Annotated in this window: 22 protein-coding genes; 10 read left to right on the top strand and 12 right to left on the bottom strand. The window is 55.0% G+C overall.

Features of this window, described 5'->3' with window-relative positions; genetic code table 11:
* Positions 1-72 precede the first annotated feature (72 nt).
* Complete coding sequence (locus tag ACJJJA_RS08780) at positions 73-1,287, top strand: pyridoxal phosphate-dependent aminotransferase (RefSeq protein ID WP_444885497.1); 1,215 nt, start codon at positions 73-75, stop codon at positions 1,285-1,287.
* Positions 1,287-1,688, top strand: a complete 402-nt coding sequence (locus ACJJJA_RS08775; protein ID WP_444904345.1) for a hypothetical protein — start codon at positions 1,287-1,289, stop codon at positions 1,686-1,688. Before ACJJJA_RS08780 ends, ACJJJA_RS08775 begins: the two co-directional genes overlap by 1 nt.
* Before the next feature lie 36 nt (positions 1,689-1,724).
* Here the strand turns inward: ACJJJA_RS08775 and ACJJJA_RS08770 are convergent, their stop codons facing one another.
* The 5 genes from ACJJJA_RS08770 to ACJJJA_RS08750 are packed head-to-tail and all read right to left on the bottom strand — an operon-like array spanning position 1,725 to position 6,452.
* Entirely contained in the window at positions 1,725-2,663 is a 939-nt protein-coding gene (locus ACJJJA_RS08770; protein WP_444904344.1) for a class I SAM-dependent methyltransferase, read from the bottom strand.
* Positions 2,664-3,827 (bottom strand): ATP-NAD kinase family protein, encoded by a 1,164-nt coding sequence (locus tag ACJJJA_RS08765; RefSeq protein WP_444898626.1) that lies wholly within the window; start codon positions 3,825-3,827, stop codon positions 2,664-2,666.
* Positions 3,818-4,969, bottom strand: a complete 1,152-nt coding sequence (locus ACJJJA_RS08760; protein WP_444904343.1) for a 4-phosphoerythronate dehydrogenase — start codon at positions 4,967-4,969, stop codon at positions 3,818-3,820. The genes ACJJJA_RS08765 and ACJJJA_RS08760 overlap by 10 nt, the downstream gene beginning before the upstream one ends.
* The gene (locus ACJJJA_RS08755) at positions 4,966-5,859 is read right to left on the bottom strand and encodes a 5'-3' exonuclease (protein ID WP_444904342.1); all 894 of its coding nucleotides are present in this window, start codon (positions 5,857-5,859) and stop codon (positions 4,966-4,968) included. The genes ACJJJA_RS08760 and ACJJJA_RS08755 overlap by 4 nt, the downstream gene beginning before the upstream one ends.
* Entirely contained in the window at positions 5,856-6,452 is a 597-nt protein-coding gene (locus ACJJJA_RS08750) for an elongation factor P hydroxylase (protein ID WP_444904341.1), read from the bottom strand. The genes ACJJJA_RS08755 and ACJJJA_RS08750 overlap by 4 nt, the downstream gene beginning before the upstream one ends.
* A 292-nt stretch (positions 6,453-6,744) precedes the next feature.
* Here ACJJJA_RS08750 and ACJJJA_RS08745 point away from each other — a divergent pair, with 292 nt between their 5' ends.
* The gene (locus ACJJJA_RS08745; RefSeq protein WP_252085280.1) at positions 6,745-7,431 is read left to right on the top strand and encodes a hypothetical protein; all 687 of its coding nucleotides are present in this window, start codon (positions 6,745-6,747) and stop codon (positions 7,429-7,431) included.
* Positions 7,432-7,520: 89 nt separating this feature from the next.
* Here ACJJJA_RS08745 and tusA read toward each other — a convergent pair whose 3' ends face one another.
* Positions 7,521-7,787, bottom strand: coding sequence for a sulfurtransferase TusA (gene tusA / locus ACJJJA_RS08740; protein WP_252085279.1), 267 nt, complete (start codon positions 7,785-7,787; stop codon positions 7,521-7,523).
* A gap of 74 nt (positions 7,788-7,861) precedes the next feature.
* Between tusA and ACJJJA_RS08735 the strand changes: the two genes are divergently transcribed.
* Positions 7,862-8,152 carry an antibiotic biosynthesis monooxygenase family protein gene (locus ACJJJA_RS08735; protein ID WP_444888536.1) on the top strand — a complete coding sequence of 97 codons (291 nt, stop codon included), beginning with the start codon at positions 7,862-7,864 and terminating at the stop codon, positions 8,150-8,152.
* On the opposite strand, the gene ACJJJA_RS08730 is transcribed toward ACJJJA_RS08735, so the two are convergent.
* The 4 genes from ACJJJA_RS08730 to ACJJJA_RS08715 form a co-directional block, all read right to left on the bottom strand.
* Positions 8,127-8,765: an alpha/beta family hydrolase gene (locus ACJJJA_RS08730; RefSeq protein WP_444888535.1), complete on the bottom strand. Its 639-nt coding sequence runs from the start codon at positions 8,763-8,765 to the stop codon at positions 8,127-8,129. The genes ACJJJA_RS08735 and ACJJJA_RS08730 overlap by 26 nt on opposite strands.
* A complete protein-coding gene (locus tag ACJJJA_RS08725; RefSeq protein ID WP_252085276.1) occupies positions 8,758-8,982 on the bottom strand; it encodes a YheU family protein in 225 nt (74 codons plus the stop codon). The genes ACJJJA_RS08730 and ACJJJA_RS08725 overlap by 8 nt, the downstream gene beginning before the upstream one ends.
* 81 nt (positions 8,983-9,063) lie before the next feature.
* Complete coding sequence (locus ACJJJA_RS08720) at positions 9,064-9,876, bottom strand: class I SAM-dependent methyltransferase (protein WP_444888534.1); 813 nt, start codon at positions 9,874-9,876, stop codon at positions 9,064-9,066.
* 22 nt (positions 9,877-9,898) lie between these two features.
* Positions 9,899-10,198: an MTH1187 family thiamine-binding protein gene (locus tag ACJJJA_RS08715; protein ID WP_444885508.1), complete on the bottom strand. Its 300-nt coding sequence runs from the start codon at positions 10,196-10,198 to the stop codon at positions 9,899-9,901.
* Positions 10,199-10,328: 130 nt separating this feature from the next.
* Between ACJJJA_RS08715 and ACJJJA_RS08710 the strand changes: the two genes are divergently transcribed.
* From ACJJJA_RS08710 to mnmC, 4 genes are all read left to right on the top strand, one after another.
* A complete protein-coding gene (locus ACJJJA_RS08710) occupies positions 10,329-10,859 on the top strand; it encodes a glycine cleavage system transcriptional repressor (protein ID WP_252085273.1) in 531 nt (176 codons plus the stop codon).
* A gap of 94 nt (positions 10,860-10,953) precedes the next feature.
* On the top strand, positions 10,954-11,427 hold the full coding sequence (gene trmL, locus ACJJJA_RS08705) for a tRNA (uridine(34)/cytosine(34)/5-carboxymethylaminomethyluridine(34)-2'-O)-methyltransferase TrmL (protein WP_444888533.1): 474 nt from the start codon (positions 10,954-10,956) through the stop codon (positions 11,425-11,427).
* A 12-nt stretch (positions 11,428-11,439) separates the two neighbouring features.
* Positions 11,440-11,979, top strand: coding sequence for a flavodoxin FldB (fldB, locus tag ACJJJA_RS08700; protein ID WP_444885510.1), 540 nt, complete (start codon positions 11,440-11,442; stop codon positions 11,977-11,979).
* Positions 11,980-11,992: 13 nt separating this feature from the next.
* Positions 11,993-13,972 (top strand): bifunctional tRNA (5-methylaminomethyl-2-thiouridine)(34)-methyltransferase MnmC2/FAD-dependent 5-carboxymethylaminomethyl-2-thiouridine(34) oxidoreductase MnmC1, encoded by a 1,980-nt coding sequence (mnmC, locus tag ACJJJA_RS08695; protein ID WP_444904340.1) that lies wholly within the window; start codon positions 11,993-11,995, stop codon positions 13,970-13,972.
* 51 nt (positions 13,973-14,023) lie between these two features.
* Here mnmC and ACJJJA_RS08690 read toward each other — a convergent pair whose 3' ends face one another.
* Positions 14,024-14,656, bottom strand: a complete 633-nt coding sequence (locus ACJJJA_RS08690; RefSeq protein ID WP_444885512.1) for a DUF502 domain-containing protein — start codon at positions 14,654-14,656, stop codon at positions 14,024-14,026.
* Positions 14,657-14,665: 9 nt separating this feature from the next.
* On the opposite strand from ACJJJA_RS08690, the gene ACJJJA_RS08685 reads away from it, so the two are divergent.
* Positions 14,666-15,475 (top strand): glutaminyl-peptide cyclotransferase, encoded by an 810-nt coding sequence (locus tag ACJJJA_RS08685; protein WP_444904339.1) that lies wholly within the window; start codon positions 14,666-14,668, stop codon positions 15,473-15,475.
* Between the two features lie 2 nt (positions 15,476-15,477).
* On the opposite strand, the gene ACJJJA_RS08680 is transcribed toward ACJJJA_RS08685, so the two are convergent.
* Complete coding sequence (locus tag ACJJJA_RS08680) at positions 15,478-15,909, bottom strand: hypothetical protein (RefSeq protein ID WP_444885514.1); 432 nt, start codon at positions 15,907-15,909, stop codon at positions 15,478-15,480.
* A 163-nt stretch (positions 15,910-16,072) separates the two neighbouring features.
* On the opposite strand from ACJJJA_RS08680, the gene recQ reads away from it, so the two are divergent.
* Positions 16,073-17,878: a DNA helicase RecQ gene (gene recQ, locus ACJJJA_RS08675; RefSeq protein WP_444888529.1), complete on the top strand. Its 1,806-nt coding sequence runs from the start codon at positions 16,073-16,075 to the stop codon at positions 17,876-17,878.
* The last annotated feature ends 151 nt before the right edge of the window (positions 17,879-18,029 follow it).

Here is an 18,029-nt window from a genome sequence, read left to right as displayed (position 1 = left end):
ACATCCCGCCTATCGCGCAGCTCGCTCGCGGCTGAGGCTGCTCCTGCCAAGCTACAGGGCTGCCGCACCAACATGAAGGACATCCATAAATCTGAAAAACTGCACGGCGTCTGCTATGAGATTCGCGGCCCGGTGATGGAGCAAGCCCATCGCATGGAGGAGGAAGGCCACCGTATCCTCAAGCTGAATATCGGCAACCCCGCTCCCTTCGGCTTTAACGCCCCCGATGAAATCATCCAGGACGTCATCCACAATCTCTCCCAAGCCCAGGGCTATGTGGAGTCCAAGGGACTATTCGCCGCGCGCAAAGCTATTATGCAGGAGTGCCAGACCCTGGGTATCCAGGGAGTTGAAATTGATGACATCTATCTGGGCAATGGTGTCTCCGAGTTAATATCCATGGCCACCCAGGCACTGCTCAACAATGGCGATGAGCTGCTGCTGCCAATGCCCAACTACCCCCTATGGATGGCCGCTACCAATCTCGCTGGTGCCAACCCGGTACTCTACCGCTGTGACGAGGAATCCGGCTGGCTGCCCGATATTGAGGACATAAAAGCAAAAATCACGCCTCGCACCCGCGGCATTGTCGTGATCAACCCCAACAACCCCACCGGGGCTATTTATCCCAAGGCTTTGCTGGAAGAGATTGTAGAGGTGGCTCGCAGCCACAATCTGGTGATTTTTGCCGATGAAATCTATAGCAAGATCCTTTATGACGACGCCGAGTTCACCCCCATGGCCAAACTGGCCCCGGATGTGCTCTGCCTGAGCTTCAATGGCTTGTCCAAATCGTACCGCTTGGCCGGCTTCCGCTCCGGGTGGATGATCATCAGCGGGATCAAGCATCGCGCCAAAGGCTTTATTGAAGGGATGGAAATACTCGCCTCTATGCGCCTGTGCGGCAATGTACCGGCCATGTATGCCGTGCAAACCGCACTGGGGGGCTATCAGAGTATTAACGACTTGATACTGCCCGGCGGCCGCTTGCGCCAGCAACGCGATCTGGCCTACCGCATGCTCAACGACATTCCCGGTGTCAGCTGTGTCAAACCTAGTGGTGCCATCTACCTGTTCCCCAGGCTGCACCTGGACCACCACAAAATCGATAGTGATGAACAGCTGGTATTGGAATTCCTGCGCCAGGAAAAAATCCTGTTGGTACAGGGCAGCGCTTTCCATTGGGACGCGCCCGATCACCTGCGTATTGTCTTTCTGCCCCGCGCCGACGACCTTTCCCACGCGATTGAGCGGTTGGGTTACTTTTTGGAGCGATATACCCGCTGATGTTGGACGATTTACATATCCACGACTTTTATCGTGATGCCGGCAGAATTCTGCTGGCACTGTTTGGCCAGTTCCCCCTGCCCTCCACCATTTACATAGAGGACATTGCCGGGGCAGACACCCCCGACGAATTCGGCCTGCACTCACCACGGCACCTGGCCTGTCTGGGTGCCCTCAGCTGGTTAAAACAGAGCGGTTACATTCACTTCTCCCAGCTGGTGCGCCAGGAAGCTGCGGAGGAAGTGGTACTGAGCCACCGGGGATTTCTGCTGTTGATCAACAAGGAAGAAAATTCTGGCCAGAGTAACGCACAGCTGCTCAACAGCGCCGTGCGCGATGGTTCCTCTGCAAAGTTACAGGCGCTGGTGGAGCGCCTAATGCGGGAGTTTGCCGCACTGTAAATAGAGTGGTTTGGGCATCACCGCTATTTAGTATCGCTAACTCTGACGACGATATTTAACGTGCAGCATTTTTAGGGCGGCATCCGGGTCCCGATCGGGGAAATCCGGGTTTTGCGCTAGCCGCTCTACCACTTCATAGCCGCTATCGGCACCGAGTATCAACTCGCGAAAGTGCGCTTCGCTGTGGCGCGGGGAGTTGATCACCATCAGCAGGTCTGCCTCATCCGCGAGGCAGGCAGGCAGTTGTTGCAGCAGTTTTTCGTAGTTGTGACTCACATCGAAGCGGCCTTTCTGGCGTGTGGGTGGGTCTACGATAGCGAGATCAAAGGGCCCCCGGCGATCGAAGCGCTTGAACTGGCGCAGCGCATCGAATTGTAAAAATTGAATGCCCCGCAGGGACAGGCCATTCACCTCGTGGTTTTCTCGGCCGCGATTCAAAACGCCCCGGTTCACATCCACATTGACGATCTCAATATCCCCAGCGGCTCGAGCCACAGCAGAAAAAGCACAGGTAAACGCGAACAAATTCAGCATCTTCACCGATGCGCGCTCCGAGCGCTCCCGCACCTGCGCTTCAAGCCAGGCACGACCGGGTTCGATATCCAGAAAGAAGCCAACATTCTGGCGATCAAAGGTCAGTGGAAACTGCAGACCGTTGCGCTGCGCCACTGGTGCGGCAACCGATTCGCCACACAACCACTCCAATGGTGCACCGGGGAGATAGCGACGCTGCGCGGCCACCCCCTGATAACCGTATGATTCGGCCATCTGCCAGAGCTTCTCGCACAACTCCCCTTCCCCCTCGTACTCCTCAAAAAAAGTAACCAGTAATGCAGGGGAAAAACTATCGACACAAACCTGCTCCAGGCCTGTAAAACAGCGACCACGCCCGTGAAACAAACGCCGGCTGTCACCGCCGCCCTGAACTAACTTGGGCTCTACTTGCTGCAGCAACACTTGCCAATCGGTAGACACTCAGACTTCTCCATTGCTTAGGGGGTAGAGGATCGCATCGCGGTAGCCGGTTACCACACGGATAAAGCCGCTCCACTGCCGATCCAGTTCGGGGTCACCACTATCCACTAACAGGGGGCGCCCGCCGAGTTCGGTTATTTTGGTTTTGGTAGCGACAACCACCAGGTTTTCACGACCCACTTGGCTTAGGACTCTGGGGGAGAATTGCTGGTTACCGCGGCCGATCAGATGGCCCTGGCCTCCGATGGCAGTGAGAATAATTTTTACCTGACCATTTTTTTTCACACTCTTGTGTGCGGCAATCGCTGCCTCAATCTGCGGCGCGCTCACATCTTTTTGCAAGAGGGCGCCATCACAGAGCAGATCCACCCCCAGCAGGGTGCCGTCACACCCCAATTCACTCAAGACAGCTAAGGTAGTTGAACCGGGACCGACGATATACAAGGTATCCGGCTCTAGTTCCTCGACAATCTCCGCGGCGATATCCGCCACAGCCAGCTCTTCCACCTCGCGCCCGGCGTTCTTTACTGCCTGCAGGAAGTGGCCCTCCTGGGGCACCAGCAGCTCGCCGTAGTGGCGAGTGCTCACCCGCCCCTGGCGGAAGCTATTTTCATCGATATCACGCACCTCGCGCTCACACAAATCCACCAGCTCACCGGCCAGTAATTTACGCAAAACTTCTCCACCAGCCTTGGGGGAAATCGCGAAACAAGCGGAGTGCATTTTGACACCGGCGGGAATACCCAGTACTGGAAAGTGATCACCCAGGACGTTGGTCATATTGCGCGCAGTGCCGTCACCGCCAATAAAGACGATCAGGTCGGCACCGGCGTCGCGGATCGCCATTGCCGCTCTCTCGGTGTCCTCGGGGGTTGACGGGGTGGACTCGGCTGCACCCACCTCACGCACGGCAAAGCCCAGTGCACTAGCCGTATCCGCCCCCATATCACCGGCAAAACACAAAAACTCCAGCTGCTGCCGAAACGGTAGCAAGGCCTCCAGGGCAATCGCGGCACGCTTGTGGGATTGCGGCTCAATACCAGCCGTCAGGGCCTGCGCCACTGTCTCGGCTCCATCGCTGCCCTTAAGCCCCGCTGGGCCGCCAACACCGGCCCAAGGATTGATAATCAAACCCAGCTTCTTAACTTGTTTTTCTAATCGCACATGAGCCCCAGTACTGCCAACTCTTCTCTCTCTTTTTTACCCAGGGCCTGCGCTGCGGCGCGGTAATGGGAAAACTCCAAACGCTCGGGGTATTCTCGGCGCAGGCGGTCGAAAGCCTTGGCCATAGGTTCTATCCCTCGAGCCGCTTCGCGCAGGCGCGCATCATCTTCGCGTGGGTCATACATTTGCAATAACAAATTCGCTATTGGCGCCGCCCCACTAATCACCGGCTCAAGTTGCCTTCTAGAGACTTCAGCTTGCGTATCGCAGGTGACGCCAGTGTTTTCTGGCTGGGCCAGATCCAGCGCATTGGAGAGCGCCTCACGAATTATGCGGGTGCCTGTGAGCTTGCCATCCAGGCTATAGCCGGCAATATGCGGGCTACCCAGGTCCACCAACTCCAACAGTTCAGTGTTGATTCCCGGCTCCCCCTCCCAGACATCCAGTACCGTCTTAAAACGCTTTGCCCGCTGTAACACCTGTAATAACGCGCGATTGTCCACCACCGCACCGCGACCGGCACTAATCAAAACAGCGCCGTCGCGAATCTGTGCCAAATGCTCAGCACCGATCATATGCAAACTGGGGAAGGGCCCATCTTTAACCAGGGGGGCGTGCAGGCACACAATGTCCTGACTCAGTACTTGCTCAAGGGGGGCAAAGTCGGGGTTATCTGGCAGCCAGGGGTCGTAGACAGCACAGCTCGCACCCAGGGCATGCAAGCGCTTCTGCAGCAGCCCTCCCACATTGCCACAACCGACAATGCCAAAGCTGCGCCCGCGCCAGTCCACGTCTAGGGCGGCCAAAGTACAAAATACATATTCAACCACGGAGTTGGCATTGCAGCCCGGCGCGGCGCTCCAGTAAATACCATTGCGCTCCATCCAATCGGTATCCAGATGATCGGTGCCGATGGTACAGCTACCCACGAAACGTACCGGCGTGCCCTCCAGCAGGCTCTGATTCACTCGTGTGACGGAGCGCACCAGTAGGATATCGGCATCAATCAATTGCTCGCGCGTCAGTGTGCGGCCCGGATAGCGTACTAGCGTGCCTAGATCGCCAAAATATTGCTCCAGTGCCGGTATATTCTCATCGGCAACAATCTTGAGGCCAACGCCCTGTGCGTGGCTTTTACTCATGTAGATTCTCCTTCAGCGCTCACCAGTGTGCGCTCCATTTTTCCTGCCAGCCCGCCGATCCCGAACTCCTTGGCCAGAGCCGTGGCCAATTCAACATCCACAGGTTGCGGACGCAAATCACTCACCTTAATGCCAAGGGGGATATCCTCCACCAGGCTTGCCAGGCGTTTTGCCAAGCGCAGCTGGTCGGAATATTCCCCCAGCCGCTGGGCGAGCCCTTTCGCACCCCGAATGGGCAGTGTTGTCACTCTCTCTTGCTGTGCCAACAGCGCTTCGACATCATCAAACTCGCCCAGTAATCGCGCCGCAGTCTTGGCACCAATGCCGGGTACTCCGGGAATATCGTCACTGCTATCACCCACCAGTGCCAGGTAGTCGGCAATCTGCGCGGGTTTTACACAAAACTTCTGCTCGATGGCCGCACTGTCCATATGCTGGTTTGCGGCAAAATCCCAAAGACTGGAGGCTCCACGAGCCAGTAACTGCCCTAGATCTTTATCCCGACTCACAATGATTGGGGCATGATTGCGCAGTTTTCGCGTCAAGCTGGCGAGAATATCGTCCGCCTCATAACGCTCACTGGAGAAACTGGCGATACCCAGGGCTTCCGCCATCTCCCGGCAGGCCGCCAACTGAAAGGCCAGGGCTTCATCTGGCAATGCGCGACTGCATTTATAGTCCGGGTAAAGCGTATTGCGGAAGCAACTGCCGAGAGATTCATCGAAAGCGCAGGCGATATGACGTGGATTTCTCGCCAAAAGATCCAGCAGGAAGTTGGTGAAGCCGTAGACCGCTTCTGTGTCGTAACCACTGCGACTCTGCCAGTTGGGTGGCAAAGCAAAGTAATAGCGAAAGATATAGACAGAAGAGTCGACCAGAAAACTACTCACGATAGCTCCCGCAGCTGATAGATATCGCCGCTCAATGGATCTGGCTGAGTAAACGCCCCTGCGAGCGCAAGAGCGAAAGTGCGCGCCCGCTCATTGGGCCCCTCCGCACAATAGCGCTGAACCTGGCGCCAAATAGCCTCTTTGAAACTGGTGCTGGGACCAAGGCCACTCTCCAAGTTGTCCGCACTGACACGGAAACGGAGGCCAGAGGCACGGGCGAAAATCCATTCCAGCGCCTGGGGTTTGACCTCCACCAACTCGAATTCTGCTTGTTGCTCGGCACTGCGCCCATCTGGAGCATACCAATAGCCATAGTCGGGCAACTGCCGGCGGGCCTCACCGGCCACACACCAATGGGCCACCTCGTGCAGTGCGCTGGCCGCATAGTCGAGAGTGAACTCGACCTGATGATGGCCCTGCTGGCCCCCGGCGGGCCGATAGTAAGGTTCGGAAAAACCGCCGCAAAGTCGGGTATTTAGCCCTTTTGGACTGGAAAAACAGCGATTGAAGACCGCCACAATACGCTCGGCAGTGGATCTGGCTGCTAGGGGAGTATTAGAAACTGGAGCCATTTCTAAGTGAGTGACGGGCAAGATATTCTCCGGGATACCGCAAAGGCGGGGACTATATCAACGGGAGCGCCTCGATCAAAGCCGCGCCGTTTCTGCAGGCGTTAGCGGGCCGGTTGTATTTCCGGAAATCAACATATACCTTTACTCACAGGGAGGCCGCTGAACACCTGCCTTTTCAGCGTATTCCCCGAGGAGGGGTCTAATGCAGTCAAATACCCTCCTGCCCCGGTCTTCTTTCAGAGATAGGGCCTTGGCAGTCGCACCTTGATCTGATCGGAGACGGTATATAACCGGCCCTGCCAGGAGGTGTTCCATGACAGACCACAGCATCAACAATGTGGTTGACCTCTTCACCGGCGAGCCGATCGAAACTTCTGCGGACAGGCGCTTTATTCGCCTTTCGCCGGAGCTAGACGGCTTGGAAATGCTCTACTCCAACAACTCCAGCGGTACAGACCTATACAGCTTAAAAATACTCTGCTGGGGGCTTAAAGCGAATGGCGAGGTCGTTGGCCTCGTTCCCTGGTTAAACACCATAGTGGCCTGTCCAGATATCAAGGACCCTTTGGACGGACGCTTCGAAGGCTACTACGATCCCGGTATTGAAGACATCTTCCACCATCCCCCAATCCACAAAGTCGTCGAGTTGGAGACTGCGGCGGAATACTTTGAGTTTGAGAGCAGCAAACCCGAGGAAGTTCTGCAGGAGATTCCCGATACCATCGGCACCCATGCGGTGTTTATGGATAAGGACAGGGAGAACCTGACACTGATCGAGGTCATCAGCTGGAGGCTGCACGCCGACGGCGTTATTCACGGTATGCTGATCGATCACGATGTCGTTGAGACCACTCCGGTACTACCGGGAGATCACTGTCTATACCCAGCACAGGAGAGTGAAGGCTTTCGCTACTTCTTCCAACATCATATCGCCAACAAGATCAAATCTGAGGACCCTGAGGCACTAGCCGCGATCGCCGCTCTAGTAACGGCGCCATAAGAGTTAACAGGCCATAGAGTCAGTACAAAACTTCTTCGGGAGTGTGCCCCCGGTGCCGTCGAAGCGGGACCGGGGCGCTATCTGACCAACTATTCCGCTTTCTTGATCCAATACACGAACTCGTCGTTCTCCTCTGCGTGCTGCACCAGCTCATAGCCGAGAAACTGGCAGAACTTGGGCACATCCCGCTGCGTCGAGGGATCGGTGGCCATCATTTTCAATACTTCCCCATCGGCAACATTTCTCACCGCTGAGTGCAGCATCATTACGGGTTCCGGGCACAACAGGCCGCGGGCATCGAGGGTGTGATCAAACTTCATAGTATTTATTGTGCGCAATTTAGCGCACTTCGTCATCTAGAAACTGGCTGCCGACTCTTCCGCTGACAGCCGCGCTAAAATCCATTTAGGCCCTATCGCATTGTGGGGAGATGATGATCTATGTATTGATTGAGCGGGAAATTGCCGCCGAGATGCAGAGCAGCTACGAGGAGGCCGCACGAAGAGTCCTTACCTGTGCCTACCGCACCGTCGGTTTTATCGAGGGACAAACCTATATCGAAAAGGGCAATCCATTGCGCCGCTTTACCCTGTCTAAATGGCAGTCAGAACTGCATTGGCAACACTGGTACACCAGCGAGGAGCGACGCGCCCAAATGGCCCAGCTGGCCCCACTGCTAGTGGGGGAAGAACGCGTCACGATCCTGGAAACCGCTGCATAAACCCCGCCACTTTATCCACCGCAATCTGCCAGTGTTGGGCTTGGGTAAATCCACTCGCGCGACGGGGCTTAAAATCGTGGTCACCATCGGCCAGCCACTCAATCTCAATAGCCTCTGCCAATCCATAAGTATTCACCTCTGCAAGGCTGCCAAGTGGATCGCGATCTCCCTGCACAATCAAAGTGGGGCAGGCAAAATCTAGCAGGTGCTCAGTGCGGAGCTTCTCCGGCTTGCCCTGGGGGTGAAATGGATACCCCAGGCAGATAAGTCCGGCAACCACCCCCTGCGCATAGCTGTCATTGGCCAGGAGGCTCGCTACCCGCCCTCCCATCGACTTGCCCCCAATAAACAGGGGTAAATCACCGGCAAACTGCTCAATCTGGGCGTTAAAGTTCTCCTGTAACTGCGACATAGTGTTAGGCGGCCGCTTGCCACCTCCGCTGCGGCGCTGGGCCATATAGGGAAACTCGAAACGCACCACTTCGATACCCTGCTCACACAACCCAGTGGCCAACGTCTGCATAAATTCACTGTCCATGGGCGCACCGGCACCATGGGCAAACAGAAAGCGCGCTTGAGGTGCTTGGGGCACATCAATAAGGTATTCAGACATCGGTAGGCAGATCCTCGGCCAGCACCAGATTGACTGTCTCCTCTCCGGGATCGAACCAAATTACCACGTCACCGGACTGCAACTGACGGCGCAGGCTAGCCACCTTCTCCGGTAGTTCCACCTCGCGCTCACCATACTCGGTGCCCTCACGGGTAGCATACTCTTCCAATAGGTTCTGCAAAGTGTTGGGATCCAACTGCGCAAAGGGAATGATCATACAACTTTCATATCCGGGTGAGATGGGAGCGACGAACGCCGCTCCCGGTGTTTACCTGTATTGGTAAATGGTTGTTAAAACTTAGGATTTTGGCTTGCGGAAACGTAGAGTCATGCGGTCACTCTCGCCGATGGCCAGGTACTTGTCTTTGTCCTCATCGCCCAAGCGGAGAGAGGGTGGCAAAGTCCAGACACCTTTCGGGTGCTTGGCGCTATCTTTCGGGTTGGCGTTGACCTCACTGCTCTCTTCCAACTCAAAACCAGCCTTCTTGGCTGCTTCGATAACATACTCCTGAGTCACATAACCACTCTTGACCATATCCTCTTTACTGGTACCAGGTTTGGCGCGATGTTCAACCACACCAAGAACACCGCCGGGTTTCAGAGCGCTGTAAAAGCTGGCAAAAGCCTTATCTTCATAACCGCGGTACATCCAGTTGTGTACGTTACGGAAAGTCACCACCGCATCGGCACTGCCTGCTGGGGCTATCTCACGGCCGGTTTGCGGTGAAAACTCGGTCACTACGACATTCTTATAGGCCTTCTTGTCAGCAGCTAGCTTGTCTTTAAAGCTTTTCAAAGAACGTTGATAGTAAGAAGACTCACTATCCTCGGGGAAGTGCGCTGCATAGAGCTTGCCTTTATTGCCCAGGTAGGGCCCTAGGATTTCTGTATACCAGCCGCCGCCAGGAGTAACCTCCACTACCGTCATATCTGGCTTAATACCCAAAAATTCCAGGGTTTCTGCCGGGTTACGGTACTGGTCTCGCGCAACGTACTCTTTGCTGCGGTGATCCCCCTGAATGACAGAATTCAAGTCGGCAGCCTGGGCCCCACCAGCCAGGGCCAGAGCGCCGGCCATAGCGAGCAGAGATTTCTTGATATTGATCGTCATAATCGTTCCTGTGTTGTTATCGTTAATCCAGCTTCGATCGCACACTGTCGATCTTATCCTGTAATGACTGGTCCCGGTCTATACGGGTTCCCAATTTCAGACTGGTAGTGATGCGATCGGCGCCCATCGCGTGTACTCGCTCATGGCAGGTTTTTACCGCAGCCATCACCGTATCCCAGTCCCCTTCTATGTTGGTGCCATAGGCATGTAGATGGTGTGTCAGTCCGACTTCCGCCAGTACTTTTTCACACTCCGCAACATACCTACTGACAGACACCCCCACACCCATGGGTATCACGCACAAATCGGCAATGACCTTCATTGACAGTCCCTCGCTAAGTTACCTGTTACCGGTAAAAGAAAAATGGCTTTGAGATTGGACGATAGAGTTATCCGACGAGATCCTATTACAATGCAAATGATACGTCTCCACTGAAGCAAAGGAACACTATATGCAACAGCATCTCGTTATCTCCATGATCTGCAACGATAAGCCCGGTGTTGTGGAAAAGCTTTCTGCAGTCATTGCGGATAACGGTGGCAACTGGGAAGACAGCCATATGGCCCATTTTGCCGGAAAATTTGCCGGTATATTGCGCGTTGCTGTTCCCGGTGACAAAACCCAAGGCTTAAAGGTCGCCCTCACTAGCCTCGCCCAGGATGGCTATAACCTGATCGTTGAAGACGCGATCGCCGTTTCCACTAAGCCTCAACAGACACTGACATTGAAGCTGGTAGGCAACGACCGCCCCGGTATTGTGCGGGAAATATCCCGCGCACTCAGCGCCCACCATATCAATATGGATCAGCTGGAAACTACTTACAGTAGTACTCCGTGGAGTGGCGAGCCTCTGTTTACTGCCGAGTGCAAGATCAATGTGGATGAAGATATGGATCTCGATGGCCTGCGCGACGAACTCGACCAGATCGCCAATGAGCTGGGGGTGGAGATCGACTGCGAGGAGATCGCCACTCCCCTCTAATTGTGGAATAATCCGCTGCCATGCGGAGCCGGGCCCACCGCCCGGCTCAAATCATTCAAGCTAGATAGTACCGCTCCAGGGCATCCGCCAAGTAATGTTCAAAATTGTTCTATTCCAACCGGAAATTGCCCCGAACACAGGCAATATTATTCGACTTTGCGCCAATACTGGCGCCGAGCTACACCTAATCGAACCCCTTGGCTTCGATATGGACGACAAACGCCTGCGCCGCGCCGGGCTTGATTACAGTGAATACAGCCGCGTGGTTCGACACCCAGACTGGCAGGCTTTTGTCGATAATGAGAAACCTTCGCGGGTGTTGGCCCTGTCCACTAAAGGCAGTCACAGCCATACCTCGGTGGAATACCAAGACGGCGATGCGATTGTGTTTGGCCCCGAAACTCGCGGCCTGCCGGCGGAGTTTCTACAAATGGTGGGTCCAGAGAACACCCTGCGCATTCCTATGCGCGCCGAGAGCCGCAGTATCAACCTGTCCAACGCCGCCGCCATTGTGATCTATGAAGCCTGGCGACAGCTCGACTTCAACGGCGCCATAGACCAGCAGTAAGAATTTTTTGTTATGCCAAGCTCCCAAGCTCCAATAGGCCTGTTTTACGGTTCCAGCACCTGCTACACCGAAATGGCTGCAGAAAAAATCCGCCAATACATTGGCCCCCAGTGGATCGACCTACACAACGTAGCCGAAGCGGATATTGCCCTGGCCGAAAGCTACGACTTCCTCCTATTTGGCATTCCCACCTGGGATTACGGTGAACTCCAGGAAGACTGGGAGAATATCTGGGACGACCTGGCCGAGCTCGATCTGAGCGGTAAGACTTTTGCTCTGTTTGGGCTCGGGGACCAAGAAGGCTATCCACAGTGGTTCCAGGATGCCCTGGGCTATTTGCATGCCCAACTGCTCGCCTGCGGCGCCCGCGCGGTAGGTTACTGGCCTGCCGAAGGCTATGAATTTGAGGAATCCAAAGGACTGACCGAAGATGGCAGCCAATTTGTCGGCCTCGCCCTCGATGAAGAGAATGAATTTGACCTCAGTGAAGAGCGTATTGGCCGCTGGTGTGACCAGGTAATGCATGAATTCGGCCTTAAGGACGGAGCCTAAGGATAGTAGTGAAGTGAGCAAATCCGGCAAACACGCGGACATCCAATGGCGCAAAGACGGTCAACCCCTGTCCCTCGCCTATGACGATATCTATTTCTCCACAGCTTCCGGTCTGGAGGAAACTCGCTACGTATTCCTGCAACAAAATGCCCTGGCGGAACGCTGGGAGACCCTGCGCGAGAATGCCACTTTTACTATCGGCGAAACCGGCTTTGGCACCGGCTTAAACTTTCTCGCCGCCTGGGAGCTATGGCAGAAAACCGCTCCAAAAAGTGCACAGCTGCACTTTGTTAGTGTGGAGAAATTCCCCCTGCACCCCCAGGATTTGCAGCGTGCCCTAGCACTGTGGCCACAACTGCAGACCTACTCCCAGCCACTGATTGAAGCCTACCCACCATTATTAGCCGAAGGTATTCACCGCCTACAGTTCGGCCCAGTAAAACTAACTCTGATTATTGGGGAGGCCAGCCGGGCTTTGGATAGCCTGCGCTTACATCAAGAGAATCGCGATCGCTACATCGACGCCTGGTTCCTGGATGGTTTTGCGCCGGCCAAGAACCCGGACATGTGGACAGAAGAGCTGTTCACCAATATGTCCCACCTGAGCTGCCCCGGTGCTACCTTCGCCACCTTTACCTGCGCAGGGCTGGTTAAGCGTGGACTGCGAGAGGCGGGCTTCGCCCTGCGCAAAGTAGCGGGGTTTGGCAGCAAGCGGGAAATGCTGTGCGGCACCCTGGAGCAGTTACACGACTGCCAGCAGCACAGCACCCCCTGGCACCTACCCAGCACCGAAGCACAGCATCCGCAATCTGCCACAGTGATCGGTGGCGGTATTTCCGGCGCCACCATTGCCAGAGCACTCGCAGAGCGCGGTGTACAAGTACAAATTATTGAGCGCGGACCTGCCCCCGGCAGCGGCGGCTCCGGCAACGACCAGGGCATACTCTACGGCAAGCTCTCCCCCAAACCGGGCCCAAATGGAGACTTCAACCTGCATGCCCTGATGTTCGCCCAGCGATATTACAAGCAACAATGCCCGCAGCTCGCACATTTTAACGGCCTCTTGCAACTGGCTCAGAGTGATAGGGAAAAGCTGCTACAGGAACAGATCGCCGCTAGCCTGGCAGAACACCAAGGGCAAAACCTGGCCAGAATAGTTACTCGTGAGGAGGCCTGTCAGCTCGCCGGCGTAGATCTTCCTTTTGACGGGCTCTACTTCCCCAATGCAGGCTGGCTGGAACCCCAAAAGGTATGTGCTGCGCTACTGGAACACCGAAACATCACTCGATATCAGGGCAGTACAGTAGAAACACTGACGCGCCAATATGGCAAGTGGTTCCTGCGTATCGAAGACAAAGAAATAGAAACTGAAGCGGTCATTCTCTGTGGGGCCAATGATATCCGCAGCTTTGCACCGGCTGCAGCACTGCCCCTGCGGCCAATACGCGGCCAGGTCTCCCGAGTGCGCGCCACAGAGACCTCCGCAAAATTAAAAATTGCCCTCTGTGGTGAAGGCTATATCACTCCGGCCCACGAGGGGCGCCAAAGCTTCGGCGCCACCTTCAAGCTCAAGGAAACCGCCACAGAGTTACGTGAAAGTGAACACAAGGAGAACCTGCAGACACTGGCAGAACTGCTGCCACACTTTGCCGAGGAATTCTCCAGCCAGGATTTCAATGGCCGCGCCGCACTGCGCGCCGCTACACCGGATTACTTGCCAGTTGCCGGACCAATTCCCGACTGGGTATCCATGGACAACACTTACGCAAGTTTGCGTAAAAACCGCAAATTATTCATCCCCGAGCACTCAGATTATCAGGCGGGACTCTATGTAATGGGCGGCCTGGGCTCCCGCGGTTTTACCTACGCACCGCTAACCGCCGAAGTACTCGCCAGCTGGATTATGGACGGGCCTCTACCTGTTAGCGCAGATCTGGCGAAAGCCCTGCATCCAGCGCGCTTTGCCATCCGCAACCTGGGTAAAAATCGCTAGTCGAGTGGGGCTTAGGCTCCTCTTATCGCAAAGCTTTTAAACGCCCCCTCCCTAAGCTTTCTCTGCCTGAGGCCTCCCCGGTGGGGCCAGCAGGCTAGCGCTACCGGCGCCACAGGCCACGATGGTTTTCATGGCAGCCTCAACGCTAACACCGGGCAGTATTTCCACACACTCCGCCGGCACATGGAAAACAAAACCCGAAGTGGGTACTGGAGCCGTTGGCACGTAAACCGTCATCTCACCATTGGCATGCTGAGAAGTCACAATCGCCGTTACCGCAAGCGGATTATCTGCACCGTGGATACGCACCCGAGCCACAGGCCCGGAAAGTACCCCCTCACCACCACCGCCAATAAATTGCACAACCAAATCTTTAATAGTGCTATACCCAGGTGCCAGGCGACCGAGCCAGTGGTCAACATGGCGATGTAGCCAGTTACCAATGCTGGTCTTTACCAATAGACCAATCAAGAAACAGCCCCCAAGAATCAGTGCTATCACCACAAGTCTGGCGAGGGTATCCTTAAACTCCGTATGGGCTTCCAGCCAGGTAACGGCGGGGGCGACAATTTCACTGACCTGGCCAAACAGCCACTGGAATAAAAGTACTAAGATTGCGATGGGCAGCACTACCGCCAAACCACCCAAAAGGGTCAAGGTGACAAAGGTTTTTACTCTGGTCATAAATAATTGATGTACCGACTTACTATCCGCAGCTACATACTGCTGCTCTTATCCTGCCTGTCCTGCCTGTCCTGCCTGCTGCCAATAGCAGCACAAGCACAATTGAAGGCAACCCCCTTCTCCATTCTGGAGGAGCGTCAACGTGGTGGGAATCATTTCACCCAGGGGCTTTATTTCGATGGCCAGCGCTGGTGGGAAAGCAGTGGCCTTTACCGTCGTTCCTGGCTTGCCGAGTATACCGACCCCAGTGAAAAACCTGTAAGGCGAAAGTGGTTGCCGGGCAGACTATTTGCCGAAGGTCTTACTGTTCTGGGCGATAAGCTCTACCTACTGACTTATAAAGCCGGTGAGCTGCATATTTACAATGCCAGCAACCTACAACATTTGGAGGTTAAGCAATACAACGGCGAGGGTTGGGGCCTTACCAGTGACGGCGAGTCCCTGATTATGAGTAATGGCAGTAATAAACTGACCTACCGCGATCCAGATACTTTTGAAGTCAAGCGCCAGCTCAAGGTACATGGCGCCGGGGAGGTCTGGTCGAATCTGAATGAGCTGGAATTCGCCGAGGGCCTGATCTGGGCCAATATCTGGCAAGACAGCCGCATCATCGCCATAGACCCCATAAGCGGAGAAGTGCGCGGTGCTGTTGACCTGAATCGGTTAAATCCCGATGTCCGTAAACACCCTGACACGGTTGCCAATGGGATCGCCTGGGATAAGAAGCGAAATGGGCTCTGGGTAACAGGAAAATTTTGGAAACAACTCTACCTGATCCGGCCTGAAGGGCTGGGGTTTAGAAAAAGCGCAGTCCAATAAAGTTAGCGCCTGCGGTCTATCACCGTCAGCACACCACCATTGCGCAAGTAGTCCATAGAGGAGAGCTGCAACTGCAGCCGAAAGCCATGATCACGACTCTGCAAGCTGACGCCATCAAGCCCGGCTTGCCCATCGTAAAGCATGGTGGATTCCCCCTCTTCACCCTGCCATTGAATCCCCTCCACATTGCGCATGCCGGGGAGTTCCAAAGTTACCAGAGTAAATTGCTCCGGTAACGGCTGCAGCTCAACCTGCGCAACACCAGAAACTGTCGCCAGGGAGAAAACTAACTGATTCTCCGGTGCTGGCCGCCAGCCCAGATGAGTATCCGCTACAACAGATTGCGCAAAACTACGCGGAGCACTAGAGGAACAGCCGGAAAGCCCGGCCAGAACTGTCAACCACAACACAAAAAGCACGATCAATGTGCGCATAGACCTATCCTTAGGCGATCGCTGTGATGAGATGCGGGGTGAGATGTGATTATAACCCGTGAATTCAGTCACAACTCCTAAGCTGCCATTGCAAGGTATTTCAAGGCAACCCCATCCTAAAACCCACCGCACAAAGTCGCTACGCGCGGTATACTCCGCCGCCATGAATTCCCCACAACATATTCTCGAACACGTCTTCGGCTATACCCACTTCCGCGATCCTCAGGAAGCGGTAATCAATACACTAATGGCCGGCGATGACGCCCTGGTACTTATGCCCACCGGAGGCGGCAAATCTCTGTGCTACCAGATTCCTGCCTTGGCCAGGCCCGGTTGCGGCGTGGTGATCTCTCCACTAATTGCCCTGATGCAGGACCAGGTGGAAGCCCTGCAGGAAGCCGGTATTCGAGCCGCCTACCTCAACTCCTCCATCTCCTATGACGAGGCCCAGGCCATTGAGAACCAGTTGCTCTACGGCGAACTCGACTTGCTCTATTTGGCCCCGGAACGCCTGCTACAACCCAGAACCTTGGCTCTTCTCCAGAGAGTAGAACTCTCATTGTTTGCCATTGATGAGGCTCACTGTGTCTCTCAATGGGGCCATGACTTCCGCGCTGATTACCTACAACTCAGCTGTTTGCACGAGCAGTTCCCCAGAGTACCGCGCATAGCGCTGACTGCCACGGCCGACAAGCGCACCCGCGCGGAGATCGCCCAGCGCCTCGATTTGGAAAGCGCCCGACACTTTGTGAGCAGTTTCGACCGGCCGAATATCCAATACCGGATCGAGCCCAAGGACAACCAGCGACGACAGCTCCTGCAATTTCTAAAAAATGGACAGGAAGGCCAAGCAGGCGTCGTGTACTGTTTGTCCCGCGCCAAAGTGGAAAATACCGCCGAATGGCTCAGCCAGCAGGGCTATACCGCCCTGCCTTATCATGCGGGCCTGCCAGCGGAGACCCGCGCAGAACATCAGCGTCGCTTTTTACGCGAGGAAGGGGTAATCGTAGTCGCAACCATTGCTTTCGGTATGGGTATCGACAAGCCGGATGTGCGCTTCGTTGTGCATCTAGACCTGCCCAAAAGCGTCGAGGCCTATTATCAGGAAACCGGGCGAGCGGGACGCGATGGAGAAGCCTCTATAGCATTACTGCTCTATGGCCTGGAAGATGTAGTCAAACTCGGACAAATGGTGGAATCTTCCGAAGGTAGTGAAGAGCACAAACGCCATGAACGCACACGCCTCAATGCCATGCTGGGGCTATGCGAAATGACCAGCTGCAGACGTCAGGCACTATTGCATTATTTTGCTGAAACCCTCGAGCAACCCTGTGGCAACTGTGATATCTGCCTGGAGCCACCCGCTACCTGGGATGGCAGCGAAGCTGCTATCAAGTTGATTTCCTGCGTTTACCGCACAGGACAACGCTTTGGTGCCAGTCATGTCATTGACGTGCTGCGCGGCTCAGATAATGAAAAGGTTCGCAAGTTCAATCATGACCAACTCACTACCCACGGCATTGGCAAGGATTTCAGCGGCAGTGAGTGGAAGGCTGTGGTGCGCCAATTAATTGTAAGAGGCTATTTGGAAGTTGAAGGTGAATTCCAGGGGCTCAAACTCACAGAAAACTGCCGCCCATTACTGCGCGGAGAGGAAAAACTACAACTGCGCAAACTCCCCAAGAAAGCCCCTCGCGCGCAAACCCGAAATACGGCAGTTCTAGAAGATCTAGAGCCAGGAGAGGAGCCCCTCTGGCTGGCACTTCGCAGCTGCCGTAAACAACTGGCCGAAGAGCGCGGGGTACCGCCTTATGTCGTCTTTCACGATGCCACCTTGCGCGGAATGGTTAAAGCACACCCGCAAACCCACAGTGAACTCTTGGCCGTCTCCGGTGTTGGCGATAGCAAATTGGAACGTTTCGGCGATGCTTTTCTCGCCGTACTTAGGGGCTTCCCCAAACATGATTAAGGACCAAAAACTCATTAAATTAGTAAGAAACTAAAGTGGTACAAGAGGTCCATTCTATTTCGGGCTGCAACAACTGATGAATTTTCCTACCTGGGGTTACCTGTGTTACAAAGGCACAAAGAGGTAAAAAATAACGTATAAATCCCCAACG

This window comes from Microbulbifer mixtoriginis (SeqCode), from assembly GCF_052466865.1.
This window is presented reverse-complemented; position numbering and strand designations above follow the sequence as displayed.